The sequence below is a fragment of the Alteraurantiacibacter aestuarii genome (assembly GCF_009827405.1).
GTDB lineage: Bacteria > Pseudomonadota > Alphaproteobacteria > Sphingomonadales > Sphingomonadaceae > Alteraurantiacibacter > Alteraurantiacibacter aestuarii.
The window spans coordinates 40,643-58,105 of sequence record NZ_WTYY01000005.1; the positions used below are offsets into that span (position 1 = coordinate 40,643).

The 17,463-nt window shown below is 62.2% G+C and carries 21 protein-coding genes; 15 read left to right on the forward strand and 6 right to left on the reverse strand.

The genetic code is table 11. From position 1 onward, the window contains the following. Nucleotides 1–181 precede the first annotated feature (181 nt). On the forward strand, nucleotides 182–1,399 hold the full coding sequence (locus GRI32_RS10020; protein WP_160591844.1) for a helix-turn-helix domain-containing protein: 1,218 nt from the start codon (nucleotides 182–184) through the stop codon (nucleotides 1,397–1,399). 105 nt (nucleotides 1,400–1,504) lie between these two features. Further along, on the forward strand, nucleotides 1,505–3,448 hold the full coding sequence (gene ftsH / locus GRI32_RS10025; protein ID WP_160591846.1) for an ATP-dependent zinc metalloprotease FtsH: 1,944 nt from the start codon (nucleotides 1,505–1,507) through the stop codon (nucleotides 3,446–3,448). Between the two features lie 66 nt (nucleotides 3,449–3,514). Here the strand turns inward: ftsH and GRI32_RS10030 are convergent, their stop codons facing one another. Next, nucleotides 3,515–4,585 (reverse strand): DUF3667 domain-containing protein, encoded by a 1,071-nt coding sequence (locus GRI32_RS10030; RefSeq protein ID WP_160591848.1) that lies wholly within the window; start codon nucleotides 4,583–4,585, stop codon nucleotides 3,515–3,517. Between the two features lie 172 nt (nucleotides 4,586–4,757). Between GRI32_RS10030 and GRI32_RS10035 the strand changes: the two genes are divergently transcribed. The 4 genes from GRI32_RS10035 to GRI32_RS10050 all read left to right on the forward strand — a co-directional run bounded on the left by GRI32_RS10035 (nucleotide 4,758) and on the right by GRI32_RS10050 (nucleotide 6,553). Then, nucleotides 4,758–5,159, forward strand: a complete 402-nt coding sequence (locus GRI32_RS10035) for a hypothetical protein (protein ID WP_160591850.1) — start codon at nucleotides 4,758–4,760, stop codon at nucleotides 5,157–5,159. Next, the gene (locus GRI32_RS10040) at nucleotides 5,159–5,362 is read left to right on the forward strand and encodes a helix-turn-helix transcriptional regulator (RefSeq protein WP_160591852.1); all 204 of its coding nucleotides are present in this window, start codon (nucleotides 5,159–5,161) and stop codon (nucleotides 5,360–5,362) included. Before GRI32_RS10035 ends, GRI32_RS10040 begins: the two co-directional genes overlap by 1 nt. A gap of 107 nt (nucleotides 5,363–5,469) precedes the next feature. Beyond that, nucleotides 5,470–6,285 carry a hypothetical protein gene (locus tag GRI32_RS10045; protein WP_160591854.1) on the forward strand — a complete coding sequence of 272 codons (816 nt, stop codon included), beginning with the start codon at nucleotides 5,470–5,472 and terminating at the stop codon, nucleotides 6,283–6,285. A gap of 1 nt (nucleotide 6,286) precedes the next feature. Continuing rightward, nucleotides 6,287–6,553: a hypothetical protein gene (locus tag GRI32_RS10050; protein ID WP_160591857.1), complete on the forward strand. Its 267-nt coding sequence runs from the start codon at nucleotides 6,287–6,289 to the stop codon at nucleotides 6,551–6,553. Nucleotides 6,554–6,568: 15 nt separating this feature from the next. On the opposite strand, the gene GRI32_RS10055 is transcribed toward GRI32_RS10050, so the two are convergent. Beyond that, entirely contained in the window at nucleotides 6,569–7,303 is a 735-nt protein-coding gene (locus GRI32_RS10055; RefSeq protein ID WP_160591859.1) for a ParA family protein, read from the reverse strand. Nucleotides 7,304–7,489: 186 nt separating this feature from the next. Further along, on the reverse strand, nucleotides 7,490–7,834 hold the full coding sequence (gene rpoZ / locus GRI32_RS10060; protein ID WP_160591861.1) for a DNA-directed RNA polymerase subunit omega: 345 nt from the start codon (nucleotides 7,832–7,834) through the stop codon (nucleotides 7,490–7,492). A gap of 106 nt (nucleotides 7,835–7,940) precedes the next feature. Between rpoZ and GRI32_RS10065 the strand changes: the two genes are divergently transcribed. Beyond that, a complete protein-coding gene (locus GRI32_RS10065; RefSeq protein WP_160591863.1) occupies nucleotides 7,941–9,140 on the forward strand; it encodes a phospholipase D-like domain-containing protein in 1,200 nt (399 codons plus the stop codon). Nucleotides 9,141–9,161: 21 nt separating this feature from the next. Here GRI32_RS10065 and GRI32_RS10070 read toward each other — a convergent pair whose 3' ends face one another. Further along, entirely contained in the window at nucleotides 9,162–10,679 is a 1,518-nt protein-coding gene (locus GRI32_RS10070; RefSeq protein WP_160591865.1) for a replicative DNA helicase, read from the reverse strand. 165 nt (nucleotides 10,680–10,844) lie between these two features. On the opposite strand from GRI32_RS10070, the gene GRI32_RS10075 reads away from it, so the two are divergent. The 4 genes from GRI32_RS10075 to GRI32_RS10090 all read left to right on the forward strand — a co-directional run bounded on the left by GRI32_RS10075 (nucleotide 10,845) and on the right by GRI32_RS10090 (nucleotide 12,971). Then, nucleotides 10,845–11,348, forward strand: coding sequence for a UPF0262 family protein (locus GRI32_RS10075; protein ID WP_160591867.1), 504 nt, complete (start codon nucleotides 10,845–10,847; stop codon nucleotides 11,346–11,348). A 25-nt stretch (nucleotides 11,349–11,373) separates the two neighbouring features. Further along, on the forward strand, nucleotides 11,374–12,072 hold the full coding sequence (locus GRI32_RS10080; RefSeq protein ID WP_160591869.1) for a glycoside hydrolase family 25 protein: 699 nt from the start codon (nucleotides 11,374–11,376) through the stop codon (nucleotides 12,070–12,072). Next, nucleotides 12,069–12,479, forward strand: coding sequence for a cytidine deaminase (locus GRI32_RS10085; protein WP_160591872.1), 411 nt, complete (start codon nucleotides 12,069–12,071; stop codon nucleotides 12,477–12,479). The genes GRI32_RS10080 and GRI32_RS10085 overlap by 4 nt, the downstream gene beginning before the upstream one ends. A 69-nt stretch (nucleotides 12,480–12,548) precedes the next feature. Beyond that, nucleotides 12,549–12,971, forward strand: coding sequence for a hypothetical protein (locus tag GRI32_RS10090; protein ID WP_160591874.1), 423 nt, complete (start codon nucleotides 12,549–12,551; stop codon nucleotides 12,969–12,971). 28 nt (nucleotides 12,972–12,999) lie between these two features. Here the strand turns inward: GRI32_RS10090 and GRI32_RS10095 are convergent, their stop codons facing one another. Both GRI32_RS10095 and GRI32_RS10100 read right to left on the reverse strand, forming a co-directional pair. Beyond that, complete coding sequence (locus GRI32_RS10095) at nucleotides 13,000–14,130, reverse strand: M14 family metallopeptidase (protein WP_160591876.1); 1,131 nt, start codon at nucleotides 14,128–14,130, stop codon at nucleotides 13,000–13,002. Beyond that, nucleotides 14,127–14,738: a DUF4136 domain-containing protein gene (locus GRI32_RS10100; protein ID WP_160591878.1), complete on the reverse strand. Its 612-nt coding sequence runs from the start codon at nucleotides 14,736–14,738 to the stop codon at nucleotides 14,127–14,129. The genes GRI32_RS10095 and GRI32_RS10100 overlap by 4 nt, the downstream gene beginning before the upstream one ends. Before the next feature lie 77 nt (nucleotides 14,739–14,815). Between GRI32_RS10100 and galE the strand changes: the two genes are divergently transcribed. The 4 genes from galE (at nucleotide 14,816) to GRI32_RS10120 (ending at nucleotide 17,451) form a co-directional block, all read left to right on the forward strand. Further along, complete coding sequence (galE, locus tag GRI32_RS10105; protein ID WP_160591880.1) at nucleotides 14,816–15,829, forward strand: UDP-glucose 4-epimerase GalE; 1,014 nt, start codon at nucleotides 14,816–14,818, stop codon at nucleotides 15,827–15,829. Between the two features lie 111 nt (nucleotides 15,830–15,940). Beyond that, nucleotides 15,941–16,066, forward strand: a complete 126-nt coding sequence (ykgO, locus tag GRI32_RS10110; RefSeq protein WP_007165381.1) for a type B 50S ribosomal protein L36 — start codon at nucleotides 15,941–15,943, stop codon at nucleotides 16,064–16,066. 75 nt (nucleotides 16,067–16,141) lie between these two features. Then, complete coding sequence (locus GRI32_RS10115) at nucleotides 16,142–16,759, forward strand: HAD family hydrolase (RefSeq protein ID WP_160591882.1); 618 nt, start codon at nucleotides 16,142–16,144, stop codon at nucleotides 16,757–16,759. A 215-nt stretch (nucleotides 16,760–16,974) separates the two neighbouring features. Beyond that, complete coding sequence (locus tag GRI32_RS10120) at nucleotides 16,975–17,451, forward strand: winged helix-turn-helix transcriptional regulator (RefSeq protein WP_160591884.1); 477 nt, start codon at nucleotides 16,975–16,977, stop codon at nucleotides 17,449–17,451. The last annotated feature ends 12 nt before the right edge of the window (nucleotides 17,452–17,463 follow it).

The following is a 17,463-nucleotide window of genomic DNA, read 5'->3' on the forward strand; positions in this document are numbered from 1 at the left end:
TGGCGGTGGATAAGAGCAGGCGGGCAGCAGGATTATCGGGCTTTGGCAATGTGTAACCTTTGTCTTGTGAAGTGCTGCGACCTCTTCTGACCAAGCGGCTCTGGGCAAACCACGTAAATTACGGTAATCGGCCTGTTACATGGACGTTACAGCCGCCCGGCGCGGTATTTGAGGGGCAGGATTGGACAGCGCACGCACCAGTAACGCAGCCGGCGATGCCTATGCGGCAGAGGTTGAGCGGCTGCGCGCGGCGGGGCTTGTCGGGGCTTCGGGCCGCCTGCGCGAACTGTTCGACTTTCTCGCCGATCGCGGCGCCGAAGCGCAAAGCGCCACGCAGGCGGAGATCGCCGAGGCGGTGTTCGGCCAGAGCGAAACCGATGGCGATGATGCCACCGTGCGCGTCTATGTCCACCGCCTGCGCAAGAAGCTGGACGATCACTATCTCGCCAATCCGCCCGCACCGGGGCAGGCGGTGCTGGAGATTCCGGCGGGCGTCTATGCGTTGCAGATGGCAGAGCAACTGCCTGCGCCCTCCGCCTCAGTACCAGCACTGACCGTGCCGCCTCGCGGCCAGATGATGCGGTACTGGCCCGCGCTGGGCGTGCTGGCGCTGCTCGCCGCATTCCTGGCCGGAATGGTGCTCAACCGCGGATTTACGCCCGCCACCAATGCCATCTGGCAGCCGTTGAACACATCGCAGCGCCCGGTGCTGGTGGTGCTGGGTGACTATTACCTGTTTGGCGAAATTGATCCGGTGAACCCCGAGGACGGGCGGCTGATCCGCGATTTCCGCGTCAATTCCGCCGAAGACCTGCTGCGCATGCAGGAGGCGGAGCCGGACCGGTTTGGTTTTGCCGAGGATGTCGGGCTTAACTACCTGCCGTTCCAGACCGGCTATGCGTTGCAGGCGCTGGCGCCGCTGCTCGCTTCTGCGGACAAGCCGCTGGACGTGATCGCCGCATCGCAGCTGACCTCCGACATGCTCAACACCAATGACGTGGTCTATATCGGCCTGCTTTCGGGCATGGGCCTGCTGGAGGAAATCACCTTTGCGCAAAGCAGCCTGCGGGTGGGTGACAGCTATGACGAGATCATCGACCGGGAGACCGGCCAGCGCTGGATGAGCGATGAGGCGCGCCGCCTTGCCTCGCCCGCATTTTACCGCGACTTTGCCTATATCACCCGTTACCGCGCGCCCGGCGGGGCACTGGTGACCGTGATCGCCAGCGAGAGAGTGACCGGCTTGCGCGGGATCGGTGCGATTGTGGCCAGCGGCGATCTGCCCGATGAATTGAGCGATGCGGCGGCGCATGATGGATTTGAGGCGCTGTTCCAGATCACCGGCCAGCAGGGCGCCGATCTGTCCGACAGGCTGATCCTGGCAAGGGAGCGCGAATAGCGCCGTTCAAACCGCCCGATCGCCGCCCGAAAATACCCGCCCGCCATTAGCTTGCCATTCACCCGCGCGATCCTACATTGGCAGTGTTGAAAGGACTTATTGCGCATGAGCGAAAATCGCGAACCGGAAAACAATCCCAACCCGTGGATGAAGAGCATGGTGGTTTGGGGCGGGATTTTTCTCGCCCTGCTGCTGACTGTCTCCATGTTTGGCGGGCCGAGTGAACCTGCGGGCACGCAGATCAGCTATTCCGATTTCCGCAACAAGATTGCCGAGGGCAGTGTTGAAAGCGTGACGATCAGTCCTGATCGCATTGTCGGCACATTGAAGAACGATGGCGCCTTCACCACCACTCCGGTGACGAGCGACCCTGGCCTCACGCAATTGCTGGAAGACAATGGCGTCGAGTTTTCCGGCGCGCAGCCTGAACAGATGAGCGTCCTGTGGGTGGTGCTGATCCAGGCGCTGCCGTTCATCCTGATCCTGGGCATTGCTTTCTTTGCGCTGCGCCAGGTGCAGAAGGGCGGCGGATCGGGCGCGATGGGCTTTGGCAAATCCAAGGCCAAGCTGCTGACCGAAAAGCAGGGTCGCGTCACTTTCCAGGATGTCGCCGGCATTGATGAAGCGCGCGAAGAGCTTGAGGAAATCGTCGAATTCCTGCGTGATCCGCAGCGCTTTTCCAAGCTGGGTGGCCAGATTCCCAAGGGTGCTTTGCTGGTCGGCTCGCCCGGTACCGGCAAGACGCTGCTCGCCCGCGCCATCGCCGGCGAGGCGCGCGTGCCCTTCTTCACCATTTCAGGCTCCGACTTTGTCGAAATGTTCGTGGGTGTGGGCGCCAGCCGCGTGCGCGACATGTTCGAACAGGCCAAGAAGAACGCACCGTGCATCGTGTTTATCGACGAGATTGACGCCGTGGGCCGCCACCGTGGCAATGGCATCGGCAATTCCAATGATGAGCGCGAGCAGACGCTGAACCAGCTGCTGGTGGAGATGGATGGTTTTGAGGCCAATGAAGGCATCATCATCATCGCCGCCACCAACCGCCCCGACGTGCTCGACCCCGCGCTCCTGCGTCCGGGCCGGTTTGACCGCCAGGTGGTGGTGCCGATCCCCGATATCGACGGGCGCGAGAAGATTCTGGCCGTGCACATGAAGAAGGTGCCGCTGGCTCCCGATGTGAACCCGCGCACCATTGCGCGCGGCACGCCGGGCTTTTCCGGCGCGGATCTTGCCAACCTCGTCAACGAAGCTGCCCTGCTGGCCGCGCGTCGCAACAAGCGCCTGGTCGCCATGCAGGAATTCGAGGACGCCAAGGACAAGGTGATGATGGGGACTGAGCGCCGGTCCATGGTGATGACCGAGGATGAGAAGAAGATGACCGCCTATCATGAGGCCGGCCATGCGATCGTCTCTGTCCATGAAGAGGCATCGGACCCGATCCACAAGGCCACCATCATCCCGCGTGGCCGTGCGCTGGGCATGGTGATGCGCCTGCCGGAACGGGACAATTACTCCTATCACCGGGACAAGATGCACGCCAATCTGGCGGTTTCCATGGGTGGCCGCGTGGCGGAAGAAATCATCTTCGGCCATGACAAGGTCAGCTCTGGCGCCAGCTCCGATATCCAGTACGCCACCGATCTGGCGCGCAACATGGTCACCCGCTGGGGCATGAGCGACAAGCTCGGCCCGCTGCAATATGAGGCAAGTCAGGAAGGCTATCTGGGCATGGGCACGACCCAGCGCACAATGGCATCTGATGAGACCAACAAGCTGATCGACGCCGAAATCAAGCATCTGGTGGAAGGGGCGCACAAGCGCGCGACTGACCTGCTCAAGACGCATGAGGACCAGCTGCACCTGCTGGCACAGGCGATGCTGGAATATGAAACGCTGACCGGTGACGAGATCACCGAACTGCTCGATACCGGCAAGATCGATCGTCCCGAAGCGCCCAGCGGCCCGGCGGCGGTGGTGCCGGTCCACGGCTCCGCCATTCCCAAGGCAGGCAAGCGCTTTGGCGGAGACGGCGCACCGCAGGGCGCGTAACTCCCGCACGAATGACATGACTGAACAACAACAGGGCGGTGCAGCGATGCGCCGCCCTTTTCCTTGTCAGAAGGCGCCGAGCAGCAGCAGTGCCTGCAGGAACAGCAGCACGATCAGGAAGATCAGCAACAGCAGCGCCACCAGCCGCCAGATGGCCGAGAAGCGCGACAGGCCGTAGGCTCCGCGCAATTGCTTGTAGATGTGCAGGGGTGCCAGCGTGGCAAAGGCGGTGAACAGCCATCCGCCGCCGACGCCCAGCCACCCCAGCACCGACAGCACGACGAAGAACAGCGTCATGAAGCTGAGCGAATAGGTCACGAAAATGGCGTGATCATACCCCTTGAACCGGCGTTTCCACGCGAACAGCAGCCATACGAAGGGGATGGAGATCGGAATTAGCAGCCAGGAGAACTTGTAGCTGTTCGCCTGCAATTTGTAGAGCATCAGGCTGGGGTTCTCTCGCCACTTCTTGCCGATACCATCGTCAATGAAGGCAACACCTGTCGGCTTGATCGACATGTTGGCGCCCAGATTCTCACTGATGGTGTAACTTCTCACCAGCCGCATGGCGGCAAGCGCTTCGCTGGCTTCACTCAGCCGCGTCTCCGCAGCGGCGCGGCCGGGGTCAGTGGCGGAAAGGCGGTCAAGCTCTGTCTGCGCGGCATTCTGCGCCGCCTCAGCCTCCACCATCCCCGTCTCAATCCCGCGCTGGACGGGGTTATTGGTCTGCAGATCGGTAGGAGCGGTAATGCCCAGCATCTGGAACACGGCGAACATCAGGAAAACGGAAAACAGGAACAGCGCCATGGGTGAGACAAAGCGCGCCCGGGCCCCTTCGATATAGCGCCGCGTCAGCCTGCCCGGACGCAGCACCAGCAAGGGCAATGTGCGCCACATCTTGCCATCCAGATGCAGCGCGCCATGCATCAGATCATGCCAGAAAGCGCCGATCGTGCGGTGTACATGGCCGTGCTGGCCGCAGGCGTGGCAATAGGCACCAATCAGCGGCGTGTCGCAATTGAGGCAATTGTCCGGCTGGTGCGGGTGCTTGCCCTGCGCGCCCGAATGCGGCTCCAGCGCACGGGCGAACAGGCCGCCTTCCGCAGCCGTGCCGATACCATCGAGAATGTCGCTCATGCCCCCACCATGCGGACATTGTATCCACCAGTCCCGCGCAGGTCGAGGCCGCTCGCGCATATCTGCTGGCGCTCTGGGTCTCTGTAAAACTATTTGGACAATTGCTGTAAAAACACTTTGACAATCCTCTCGTGATTGTCCAAATGTTTTTACAGCAAGATGGAGACGCAACATGGAAATAAGCAAACATCGCAAGAAGGTTCTGGGGGCAGGGGCGCTGGCCTTTGTCGCGGCGATTGCCGCAGGGATCGCGGGCGGACAGATCCTGCGGCTGGGCGGCGGAAACCTGCCCTTTGCCGTCACCTTTGCCCTGCTGACGTTCGTCCTGATCGCGGCGCTGCTGGCCACACGCCCGTGGTGGAACAGGCTGGATGATGTGGAGCGCGATGCGCATACCAACAGCTTTTACTGGGGCGGTACCTTTGGTGCCGGAACGGCAATGCTGGGTCTGGTTGCGTGGGCCGGCACGCAAAGCGATCTGGCGCGCGGCAGCCTGATCACCTTTGCCGCGATGACAGCAGGTTACGGCGTGTTCTGGCTGGTCTGGTGGCTGCGCCGCCGGGGTGAGGCCTGATGCGCAACTGCCTGCGCCAGCTGCGGACACAAAAAGGCCTCAACCAGGGCGAGCTGGCCGACCTGATCGAAGTCTCCCGCCAGACAATCAACGCGGTGGAGGCAGACAAATATGATCCGTCGCTGCCGATGGCCTACCGGCTGGCGGCCTTCTTCAACGTTCCGGTGGAGGAGCTGTTCTTCAACCCCTTCCGCGAGTCTTAACCGGCCGCGTTTCGGGCTGCTTATCGGGGCGCAGGGCGTGCACCACCGCCGCCAATGGCTGGCCAAATTCCTTTCGATGATCTATCTTTCCCGCGCTGGGGGCAACTATGTGGGAAAAGATTCGTACAGAACTGGAGAAAACCGGAACGACATTTTCCGACGGAATGTCTTCGGTAGTTGCAAAGGCGTCCAATAATTCGATAACTATATGGCGTCTGCTGGCATGTGTGCTTGGCGCGGCCCTGTTCTTCTACTGGCCCAGTTATTTCAGTCTAATTTTCCTCACAATCGTCTTTTGTATTACCTTGTGGCTTTTCCTCAAGGACAGTTCGCACGACAGCCGACACAGCATGGAAGGGTTGGCGGCCTTCCTATCGTGTCTGGCGCTGCTGCTGGCCGGATACTGGTACTTCGTTGACCGGCGGGGAATTCCCAAACTCAACGCCGTGCCGATTGTTCAGGTTTGGCCTGTGGGGGATCACAAGGCGTTCGTCAGGGTAGAACTGCTGCTCGAAAACGTCGGCAATACCGATATCGATATCGCCCCTGATGACGATAAGTTCTTCCTGGAGATCGGCCAGGTCCTGCCCGTTACCGGATCAGATATCGAAACGTTGACCCAGGACTACCACCCGCTGGAAAAAGGCGGCGAACCGTTGATGATCATCCGGACAGACCGTTATCCATCCCGGGCACTGATTGTTGGCGGAATGGACCTGAAGATCGAATCCGGGGAGACTGAGAGGCGCTATTTCAAGGCCCTCATTCCATGTGTGGACGGGCTGGTTGCATCGGCCCGGGTGGAAGTGCCCAAACGGCTGGACCGGTTGCAGAGATTTTTCGAGGACGATCAGCGCCAGCATGTGTGGCGCGGTCAGTCTGTTTCCAAAATTATAGAAAGCTGTTCAATCGAAGGAGAGTAGGGTGAAGAAATATCTCAAGGTCTTCAACGCTGTGGTTCTGGGCGCTTCGGTGGTTGCACTGGCGGCGTGTTCGCAAGAAACGGCTGATTCAAGCGCAGAAGAAGCCATGGCCGATGTAGAGGCCAATGCTGACGCGATGCTTGCAGACGAAGGCGCGGGTCTGGACTCTGCAGACGCCATGGACGGCGCGATGGACGAAGCAGCCGAAGCCATGGAGGATATGGGCGAAAGCAGCGGGATTGGTGAAGGTCCCGGTACTGTGGAATAGCTGCGCGCTTCTGGATCACCCCTTCTGCGTCAGCTTGCGTTCTATCGCGGTCCATAGCTGGCCAAAGCTGCGGGCGGCGGGGCTGGTGGGGGCGAAGTCTCCAACTGGGCGCTGCAATACCGCGCATTGCTCCACCGCGCTGGCTTGCGGGATGGCGGGCCAGGTCCTGTTCTCCTCACGCGCCTGACGGTGCAGGTTGCGCCGCATGTCGAGCATGGAGAGGACGGGCAGGATCGGCGGATGGCTCTTGGTCTGGTCGCGGATCTCGCGCGTCACCATCTCGAACGCGCGCGCCGATAAGGGCGAGGGCGGCAGTGGCACGATCACGCAGGTCGCTGCTCGCACAACCTGCGCGCTGATTTCATTGAGCACGGGCGGGCAGTCCAGGATGATCCGCTCATACCGCCCCGCCAGCGTTTCGGTCAGCTTTGCGAGCCGCTTCTTCTTGCCGATCCGCGCGAGGATGGAATCGAGATCGCGCAGGCTTTCATCGGCGGGCAGAATGTCGAGCCGGTCAAAAGCGGTCTTGCGGATCAGATCGGCAGGGTCGGCCTCTCGGTCAAAGATCGATCCCGCCTGCGCCTTCTTGCGCGGTTCCACGCCGTACAGGAATCCCGCACCGCCGGCGGCATCCAGATCCCACAGCAGGGTCTTGCGGCATGAAATGCTGGCGGAAAACCACGCCAGGTTTGCCGCAATCGTGGTTTTGCCCACGCCGCCTTTTACGCTGTAAACCGCGATGACCGCCATTGTGTGGTGTCTTGCCCCCTCTTGCTGCGCAGATGCCAGAACATGGTGGCGGGGATCACCCGTCGTCGCAAGATGTCATGCAAAGGACATATCTTGCCAATCATCCCTGGAACGACCTCGGCGCTGCAAACAAAAAGGGCCGCGCCTTGTGAGCGCGGCCCTGTTGAAATTCACTCTGGCTGACAATCAGCCGTCGTAATCGGCACCGATCGAGGTCGAACGGGCCGGAGCCGACGCGGACAGGCGCATGGCCTCCGCCGACTGGCTCAGCGAGCCGATTTCATCGGCTTCGTCTTCTTCATCGGGCAGGAAGTTCTGCATCGACTGGACGAGCGATTCGGCCAGCTGCTTGGGCTTCACCGTCTGCTCGGCAATTTCACGCAGGGCGACAACGGGGTTCTTGTCCCGGTCACGGTCAATGGTCAGCTCCGCACCGCCGGAAATCTCACGCGCACGCTGGGCTGCCAGCAGGACGAGATCAAAACGGTTGGGGACCTTGTCGACACAATCTTCGACGGTTACGCGCGCCATGTGGCACTCCAATTCTGCAAGCTACTTGTTCGGAAAGGAGGCCAGATAGGTCAGACAGGCAAATTCGTCAAGGTTTTCCGGCGACAGAAGCCTGCTATCAGGGGCAATGCCAGAGTGCGAAAAGGCCAGTACTGACGTGCCCGAATACCGTGACCCGATTCCCTTCCATGTCGAGGCACAGGGCCTGACGCTTGGCTTCTATCCCGCCGGACCGGACCGGCTGGAGCGCCTGCTGCGGCTGATCGGCGAAGCGCAGCACACGCTGGATATCGCCTTTTACATCTTCGCGCGCGACGCCAGCGGCATCGCCGTGCGCGATGCGCTGGTCGCTGCGGCCGGTCGCGGCGTGGCGGTGACGATCATCCTGGATGGCTTTGGCGCGGTGGCCGATGCGCAGTTCTTTGCCCCGCTGGTGGCGGCGGGCGGCACCTATCATTCCTTCCTGGCCAAACCCACGCGCCGCTATCTGATCCGCAACCACCAGAAGATCGTGATTGCCGACAAGGCCAAGGCCATGCTGGGCGGCTTCAATATTGAAGACAGCTATTTCGATCCGCCCGAGAAGAATGGCTGGAATGACCTGGCCTTCACCGTGACGGGCGAAGTCGTCGAACAGCTGGCACAGTGGTTTGCGCAGATGACGATTCTGGCGGCGACCGAAAAGGGCCAGTTCGGGGCCATCCGCAAGGCCGTGCGTGAATGGCGTGGCGGCAAGGGCGCGGTGCAATTGCTGATTGGCGGGCCGATGACGGGGCTTTCCAGCTGGGCGCGCTGTGTCAGTCACGATCTGCAGGAAGGGGAGCGGCTGGACATGATGATGGCCTATTTCTCCCCGCCCCACCGCCTGCGCAAGCTGATCGAACAGATCGCCCGCAAGGGCCACACGCGGCTGGTGATGGCCGGCAAGTCCGACAATGGCGCCACCATCGGGGCCAGCCGGGCGCTGTACCGGGAATTGCTGGAAGCGGGCGCGAACATCTGGGAATTTCAGCCGTGCAAACTGCACACCAAGCTGATCGTGCTCGACGATGCGGTCTATCTGGGCAGCGCCAATTTCGACATGCGCAGCCTCTATCTCAACATGGAGATCATGCTGCGCATTGAAGACGCCCATCTGGCCGATGTGATGCGGCAGTTCATCGTGCGGCATCTGGATGCATCGCAGGAAATCACGCCGCAGCTTCACCGGCGCAATTCCACGCTGTTCAACCGCATTCGCTGGACGCTCAGCTGGTTCCTGGTGTCGGTGGTGGACTACACCGTCAGCCGCAAGCTCAACCTTGGCCTGTCTGGCGAGAGTCCCTGAAGCAGGCTCGGCAGCGGGCGATCAGTCGTAATCGCGGCCGGGATAATCGCCTTCTTCCAGATCGGTGAACTTGGTGATCTTGGCTTCGAACTTCAGCCGCACCTTGCCGGTGGAGCCGTGGCGCTGCTTGGCCACGATCAGTTCCGCCAGCCCGTGTACGCCCTCCATCTCCGCCACCCAGGCGTTATGCGCATCGTGGATCTTGGGATCGTCGGAGGCATTGGGCACCTTTGGCTCGCGCGAGAGGACGTAATAATCCTCGCGGAAGATGAACCACACCATGTCGGCATCCTGCTCGATCGATCCCGATTCGCGCAGGTCGGACAGCATCGGGCGCTTGTCCTCGCGCTGTTCCACCGCACGGCTGAGCTGGGACAGCGCGATCACCGGGACCTGCAATTCCTTGGCCAGCGTTTTCAGCCCGCGCGAAATCTCCGAAATCTCGTTCACGCGGTTGTCCTGCCCGCGGCCTGATCCTTGCAGCAATTGCAGGTAATCGACCACGATCAGGCCGATATCGTGCCGCCGCTTCAACCGCCGCGCGCGGGTGCGCAGGGCGGAGATCGAGAGCGCGGGCGTATCGTCGATATACAGCGGCAGATCGGCCAGTCGCTGGCTGGCGCGGGACAGGTGCTGGAAATCCTCGCGGCTGATCTTGCCCATGCGCAGCGCTTCGGAAGGAATGCCCGACTGCTCGGCCAGGATACGCGTGGCGAGCTGGTCCTTGCTCATTTCCAGGCTGAATACGGCCACGCCTGCACCCACGGACTTTGCAATCTCGTCCTTCATGTCGCGCTTCAGACGCGCGGCGCAATTATAGGCGATGTTCATCGCCAGCGCAGATTTGCCCATGCCGGGGCGGCCAGCCAGGATAATCAGATCCGAATCATGCAGGCCGCCACATTTGGAATTGATCGATTCGAAGCCGGTGGTCTTGCCCGCGACATGGCCGCCGGAATTGAGCGCGGTCTCGATCAGGGTCAGCGCCTGCTTGCTGGCACTGCCGAAGCTTTCCGCCTCATTGCTGCCCGATGCGCCTTCGGCCACGCGGTAGAGCGCGGCTTCGGCCTCTTCGATCTGGCGCATCGGCTCGACCTCTTCGGAGGTGTCGAGCGCGCTTTCCACCAGCTCGCGGCCAACGCTCACCAGTTCGCGCAGCAGCGCCAGGTCATAAATCTGCTGGGCCAGTTCGCGCGGGGCCAGCAGGCCCTGCCCGTCCGCCGTCAGCTGCGCCAGATAGGCGGTGCCGCCCAGCTCCTTGAGCGCCTCGTCATCCTGGAAATAGGGTTTGAGCGTGACCGGAGTGACCACCATCTGGCGGTCTGTCAGCACCATGATCCGTTCAAACACGCGGGCATGCAGCGGTACGAAGAAATGATCCGGGTGCAGCGGAACGGTCAGTTCCTCCAGCACGCGGTTATCGATCAGCACCGCGCCAAGGAAGGCCGCCTCCGCCTCCAGATTGGCGGGCAGGGCGCGGCCGACCACAGCAGTGTCGGGCTTGGTATCGGATCGGATCAGGAGGTCTTCATCGGACATGGCAGCCTGATGGGCCAGCGCGCCTGCTCCTGCAAGATGGCTGCGGTGAATGGGGCCTGTGGATAGCGGGGATGACGTGGCCGAGCGCCCGCATCCGGCCAGGACTTCGCCCGTAAGCTGTCATTCTACTTCGCAATTGCACAATGAGCGTGGACCTGCGAAAATATGTCCATCATGCTTACAACCGCGCCCCAAGACCGTATCACCTCCATCGTGCTCGACGAAGCCACGATCATCGCCCGCAATGCCGATGTGGAGAATGAGCGCGAGGTGGCCCTGCGCGATCTGGTGGAGGACAATGAGTTCCGCCCGCTGCGCGCCGTGAGCAAGGGCCACAAGGGGCCGTGGCAGCTGCACCTGTCCGTAATCGACGGCAAGCTGGCGATCCTGGTGTATGATAACAACGGCGCCGATGCCGGCACGATTGGGCTGGGAATGGCGCGTCTGCGGCGGGTGATCCGCGAATATTTCGCCATCTGCGATTCCTATTACAAGGCGCTGCGCAAGGCGACATCGGCGGAAATCGAGACGCTGGACATGACCCGCCGCGCCATCCATGATCGCGGCACGCGCCACCTGCTGGGCATATTGGAAGGCAAGATCGTTACCGATTTTGCCACCGCAAGGCGGCTGTTCACATTGATCTGCGTGCTGCATATCAAAGCCTGAGAAAGGGTGGGGTCGCAGGCAAATCATGGGCAGGAAACGGGCATTCCCCTGGCGCTGGCGCATCGCCGCCTTTGTGGCCCTGCTGCTGGCGGTGGCCGGTATTTACGGCTGGTGGCAGGCGCAGCACTGGACTCCGTCGCGCGAGGATTATCCCACCCAAGGCGTGCTGGTGAGTGCGCAGGACGGGCAGGTGGACTTTGCCGGTCTGGCCGCGATTGGCGCGGATTTCGTCTATCTGGAAGCCAGCGAAGGGGCTGACGGGCGCGATCCCATGCTGAGTGACAATCTGCGCGCGCTGGAAGGCGGCGTGCTGCCCTATGGCGCGGTCCACGCCTATGACCCATGCGTTCCGGCGGAGCGTCAGGCGGCCAATTTCGTCACCATCGTCCCGCGCGATGCGGCCATGCTGCCGCCGGTGATCGCGCTGGACAAGCTGGCCACCGACTGCTCCGACCCGATTACCGAAGCGGCGGTGGAGAGCGAGCTGACCACCTTCCTCAACCAGGTGGAGGGCCATGCCGGCCAGTCCGCCATATTGAAGGTCTCGCCTGCGTTTGAGGAGCATTACGCCATCGCCAGCCGGATCGAGCGGAACCTGTGGCTGGAAAGCTCCTTCCTCGAACCCGACTATGGCGGGCGGCCGTTTACGCTATGGACAGCCAATCCGCGGCTGTGGACGGCGGTGACGCAAGAACCGGTACATTGGGTGGTGGTGCAGGAATGAGCATTAACAGCGTAGAGCTTCTGGACGCCGCGCGCGCTGCCGCCGATCTGGCCCACGCGCCCTATTCCAACTTTCGCGTGGGCGCGGCGCTGCTGTTCGACGACGGGCAGGTGGTGACCGGCGCCAATGTCGAAAACGCCAGCTATGGCCTCTCGCTGTGCGGGGAGACGGTGGCGGTGGCCAGGGCGATGAGCGAAGGGCGCCGCGGCGGTCTGGTGGCGGTGGCCATCAGCGGCCCCGATGCGGACGAGATCAGCCCGTGCGGTCGCTGCCGTCAGGTGCTGACCGAACTGGCCGGGCTGGATGGCAGCGATCCGCTGGTGCTGGGTGAGGGGCGCAGCGGCGTGCGCGAATGGCGCCTGTCACACTTGCTGCCCGACAGTTTTGGCCCTGCCGCCCTGTCGTAATTCGTTTGCCCGCCAGCCAATGTTGGGCTTACCATCCGCTCCAGGGACTAACAGGGAGAGGATCATAACATGAAAAGCCTTCGACTTGCCGCCATGGCAATTGCCGCATCGCTTGCCGCCACGTTCACCGGCGTTCCGGCAATGGCACAGGATTCCAGCGCACTTGGCACATGGGATACGGCCATTGACGTGCAGGGAACCAAGATTGAATCGACGCTGATCCTGACGCAGGCCGATGACGGCTACGGCGTGGAAATCGTCGACGGCCCGATGCCGGGTGCCCCCGCCGATGCGCCGCCGATGGCAAGCGTGATCAGCGATGTGGCCGTGGACGGCGCCACCTTCACCTTCAAGCGCGCGCTCACCACGCCGCAGGGGCCGATGAACCTGACCTATTCGGGCACTGCCGATGGCGACACGCTGACCGGGCAGATCCTGTCCGACTTCGGGCCGATCCCGCTCACCGGCACGCGCGCCGAAGCTGCCGAGTAAATTGTCTGGAGGGCTGGCGCGCGCCGCGTCAGCCCTCCAGCCACTCCAGCAGCGCGCCCATGCAATCGCGCGCCAGCAGTTTGCAGCGCTCCGGGCTCCACCCCTGCTCGGCATCGGGCATCGGGTCATGGTCCTTGAACGGCATTTCCAGCGTCATCGCGCAGGCGCCAAAGCGCTCCGCCACCTGATTGGTGCTCATCGACAGATTGGCATTGCCCGGCCGGGCGGGCGGATAGCCCAGCCTGATCTGGAAATCGGGAGTGCGCCGCTGCAGGATCGAGCGGTAGCGATCATAAGACGCGCCCAGCTCATCGGTCCATGACGGGATACCTTCGAAACCGGCGAGGAAATTGGCCGCAATCGCCTCATCCCCGTGCACATCCATCGCAAAATCCACGCCGCTGGCGTCCATCGCATTGCGGATGGCGAGCACTTCGGGTGAGCGGTCAGCTGTTGGCGTATGCCATTCGCGGTTGAGGTTCACGCCTGCGGCATTGGTGCGCAGATGGCCGCGAAAGCTGCCATCGGGATTGCAGTTCGGCACGATGTGAAAGCGGCACAGCTGGCGCAGCCTGCGGGCGATGGGATCAGAATCATCGCACAGCATGTCCAGCGCGCCTTCGGCCCACCACTGCGCCATGCTTTCCCCCGGATGCTGGCGGGCATAGAGCCACACCTGCTTATCGCCCTCACCCAGCTCAAGGCAATCGATGCTGCGCCCGTCGAGCGAGTGGCCCAGGGTGCGGTGGCGCACGCCTTCGAAAAGGGCGGCTTCGGCCACCAGGTCATCGTGGCGTTCCATCGAATAAGGCGCAAAATATGCAAACCAGGCCAGATCGGCGGAGGGGGCAAAATGGATGGTCAGCGTGCCGCCGTCCTCACCCTTGTCATAGCTGCTATGCGCCCGGCCCCAATATTGGCGGTCTTCCGAAACGCAAGCCTGATATCCCGGCCAGCCTTGCGGATAGGCGGTGGCTTCCATGCCGGTGATCTTCAGTTCGATCTGCCGCCCGGCGCAATTGCTCACGCGGAAATGGAACCACTGGGCGAATTCGCTGTCCCTGTCCTTGCGGATCGCCAGCCTGGCGTTGGTGCCGTCTGTGGACAGGACTTCAATATTGCCGCTGTCGAAGGCGGCGTTGATGTGGATGTCGGTCATTGGTCCTCTGGGGTAATCTCTATGGTCTCGCCCGATTGTCCGGGAAAATCGGTGAACAGCGCGGCGATGGCTCGGTCTGCTGCCAGTGCCGGGTCCACATAGTCGCTATTGTCAGTGGCTGTGAACCGGGCGCGGCCTTCCCACAGGTTGGCTCCGCCCGTGGCGCGGCGGATGGAGACCGCCACCTGCGTATCGATGCGGTCCGGCGGCGAACCTGACAGGTCTATGCCCACGCCCAGTCCCACGCCCGAGCCATAGGAGCCAACGCCCGCGCCGCCGCCCACGCTGACCGGGCTGCGCCGCTCTCCCTCGGCCACAGTGCGGGCGATATCGAGCATGGCGACCTGGCTGCCCCTGCTGGCGACCACGTGGTAGCCAATCACGCTCAGCTCGCGTTCCAGCTGGTCACGGAACACGGTGAATTCGATCGATGCGCTGTCCCGCCCCGGCGCGGCCTCCACGCTGATGGTGCCCTGTCCCAGCTGGGCAGGCGCCGCGCCGGTAAAGCGCGTGACCTCCACTGGTGAGACATAGGCCGGCGTGGTGCAGGCAGACAGTGCGGCGGAGCAGGCTGCCAGGGCGAAAATGGTCTTGATGGCGTGTTTCATATTGTCCCAACGCATGAAGGGGACCACAGGTGCCAGGCTTAACGCTTGATTTGCCATATGTTGCTAGGCGGCCCTTCATGAGCACACCTCTCCCTGTTCCCGTACTTGTCACCGGCGGTGCCGGATATATTGGCAGCCACGCCGTGCTTGCGTTGCGCGATCGTGGCTGGCCGGTCACCGTGATAGACAACCTGTCCACCGGCTTTCGCTTTGCCATACCCGATGGTGTTACCTTCTACCAAGGGGACATTGCCGATGGCGATCTGCTGGCGCGCATTTTTGCCGAGCAGAAAATCGGCGCGGTGATGCATTTTGCCGGCTCCATCATCGTCCCCGAATCGGTGGACAATCCGCTCAAATATTATCGCAACAACACCGCCAACAGCCGCACCCTGCTGGAAGCGGTGGTGACTGCGGGCGTGCCGCATTTCATCTTCTCCAGCACGGCGGCGACTTATGGCGTGCCCGAAACCTCGCCCGTCAGCGAGGATCTGCCCAAGGCGCCGATCAACCCCTATGGCTGGTCCAAGCTGATGACCGAGCAGATGCTGGCCGACACCGCCGCTGCGCATGACTTCAACTATTGCGCCCTGCGCTATTTCAACGTGGCCGGGGCCGATCCGCAGGGGCGCAGCGGGCAATCGACTGCGGGCGCGACCCATCTGATCAAGGTTGCGGTGGAAGCCGCGCTGGGCAAGCGCGCCAATGTCTCCGTATTCGGCACCGATTACGATACGCCCGATGGCACTGGCGTGCGCGACTATATCCATGTCAGCGATCTGGCGGCGGCGCATGTGCTGGCGCTGGATGCGCTGATCGGCGCGCCCGCAACCTCGATGACGATGAATTGCGGCTATGGCCGGGGGTTCTCCGTGCTCGAAGTGCTGGATGCGGTGGACCGGGTGACGAACATGAAGATCGAGCGGGTGATGGGACCGCGCAGGGCCGGTGATCCCGATTCGCTGATTTCGGACCCCGCGCGCATCAAATCCACCCTGCCGTGGGTGCCGCAGCATGCCGATCTGGACGAAATCGTCCGCCATGCGCTCAATTGGGAGCGGAAACTGGCCGATATGCGCGCCGAGCCTTGACTTGGGGCGGCTTGGACCATAGTTGCGCCTCACGAAATTCCGGCACTGTGGGTTGAAGATCGCCTTTGGGGGGTCAGCTCCGGTGCCGATTATTTTTCAGGAAAAGATGTCATGAAGATCCGCAACAGCCTCAAGTCGCTGAAGAACCGCCACCGCGATTGCCGCGTTATTCGCCGTCGTGGGCGCACTTATGTGATCAACAAGACCAACCGCCGTTTCAAGGCCCGCCAGGGCTGATGATGTCGGCCGCACCGCGAAATCATCGCGGTTCGGGTCTCTTGCAAAGCCCCCGCGCAATCGGGGGCTTTTTGCATGTCTGATGCACCTTCCGCCGTGGTGTTCGATATCGGGCGCGTGCTGATCCAGTGGGATCTGCGCCACCTGTTCGAAAAGCTGATTGCCGATCCGCAGGAGCTCGACTGGTTCCTGGAAAATGTGGTGTCCGAAGCGTGGCACCACCAGCAGGACGATGGCCGCCCGCTGGCTGAAATGGTGCCTGAACGCAAAGCCCAGTTTCCCCGCTATGCGCATCTGATCGATGCCTATGCGCAGCGCTTTGATGAAACGATTCCCGGACCGATTGCGGGCACGCACGCGCTGGTGGATGCGCTGCATGCGCGCGGCGTACCGATCTTCGGCCTGTCAAACTTCGGCGCTGATTTCTGGGGTCCGTTCCGCGATGCCTGGCCGGTGTTCGACGTATTCCGCGACATTGTCGTTTCCGGCCATGAAAAATGCACCAAGCCCGACCCGGCGATCTACCAGATTGCCGAGGCGCGCTTTGGCCTGCCGCCGCAGCAATTGTTCTTCATCGATGACAAGGCCGAGAACATCGCCGCCGCCACCGCGCGCGGCTGGCATGGCCATGTCTTCACCCATGCCGATGCGCTGGAGGCCGACATGATCGCCAAGGGCCTGCTGGCGCCATAGGCCCTGCCAAAATCCGGGACCTGCAAAAATCCAGCTTTGGCCAAAAAACAGGCCCCCACGCAGACCTTGGGGGGTGCGCAGGGGCCAGTCTCGTCCCGGGATGGAGATTGATGGAGGGACGCAATAGAGTTTCTAATAACAACCTATACCAATGTCAGCAAGGGCGAATCCACGGGGAATTGGGTTTGTCCGCGCGATAGGCTAGAAGATGTCCGATGAATGACTTGCGCGAACCTCTGAAACAGCTGGCCACATGCGGATTGCCCCAGGCGCTGGAGGTGATGGGAGAGCGCTGGTCTTTCATGATCCTGCGCGCCGCCTTCAACGGGCTGGTGCATTTCGAGGAGTTTTCGGCGGAGCTGGGCATTGCCCGCAACATCCTTTCTGGCCGCCTTGGCAGGCTGGTGGAAAACGGCGTGATGGCCCGCATCCGATCGCAGGAGGATCGCCGCAAGGTGGAATACCGCCTCACCGAAAAGGGGCTGGACCTGCTGCCCGCCATGCTCGCCCTGCGCCAGTGGGGGGAGCGTTACGGCACCGGCATTGCCACCAATCCGGTGCTGGTGGATGCAAGGGACGGCCTGCCGATCGCCCGCATCACCATCCGCGCCGCCGATGGCCGCGAACTGACCTGGCAGGACCTCGCCTGGCAAGACAGCGCAAGGCTGGGCCAGAGCGTCAAGAAGGGCTGAGCGGCCAAAGCT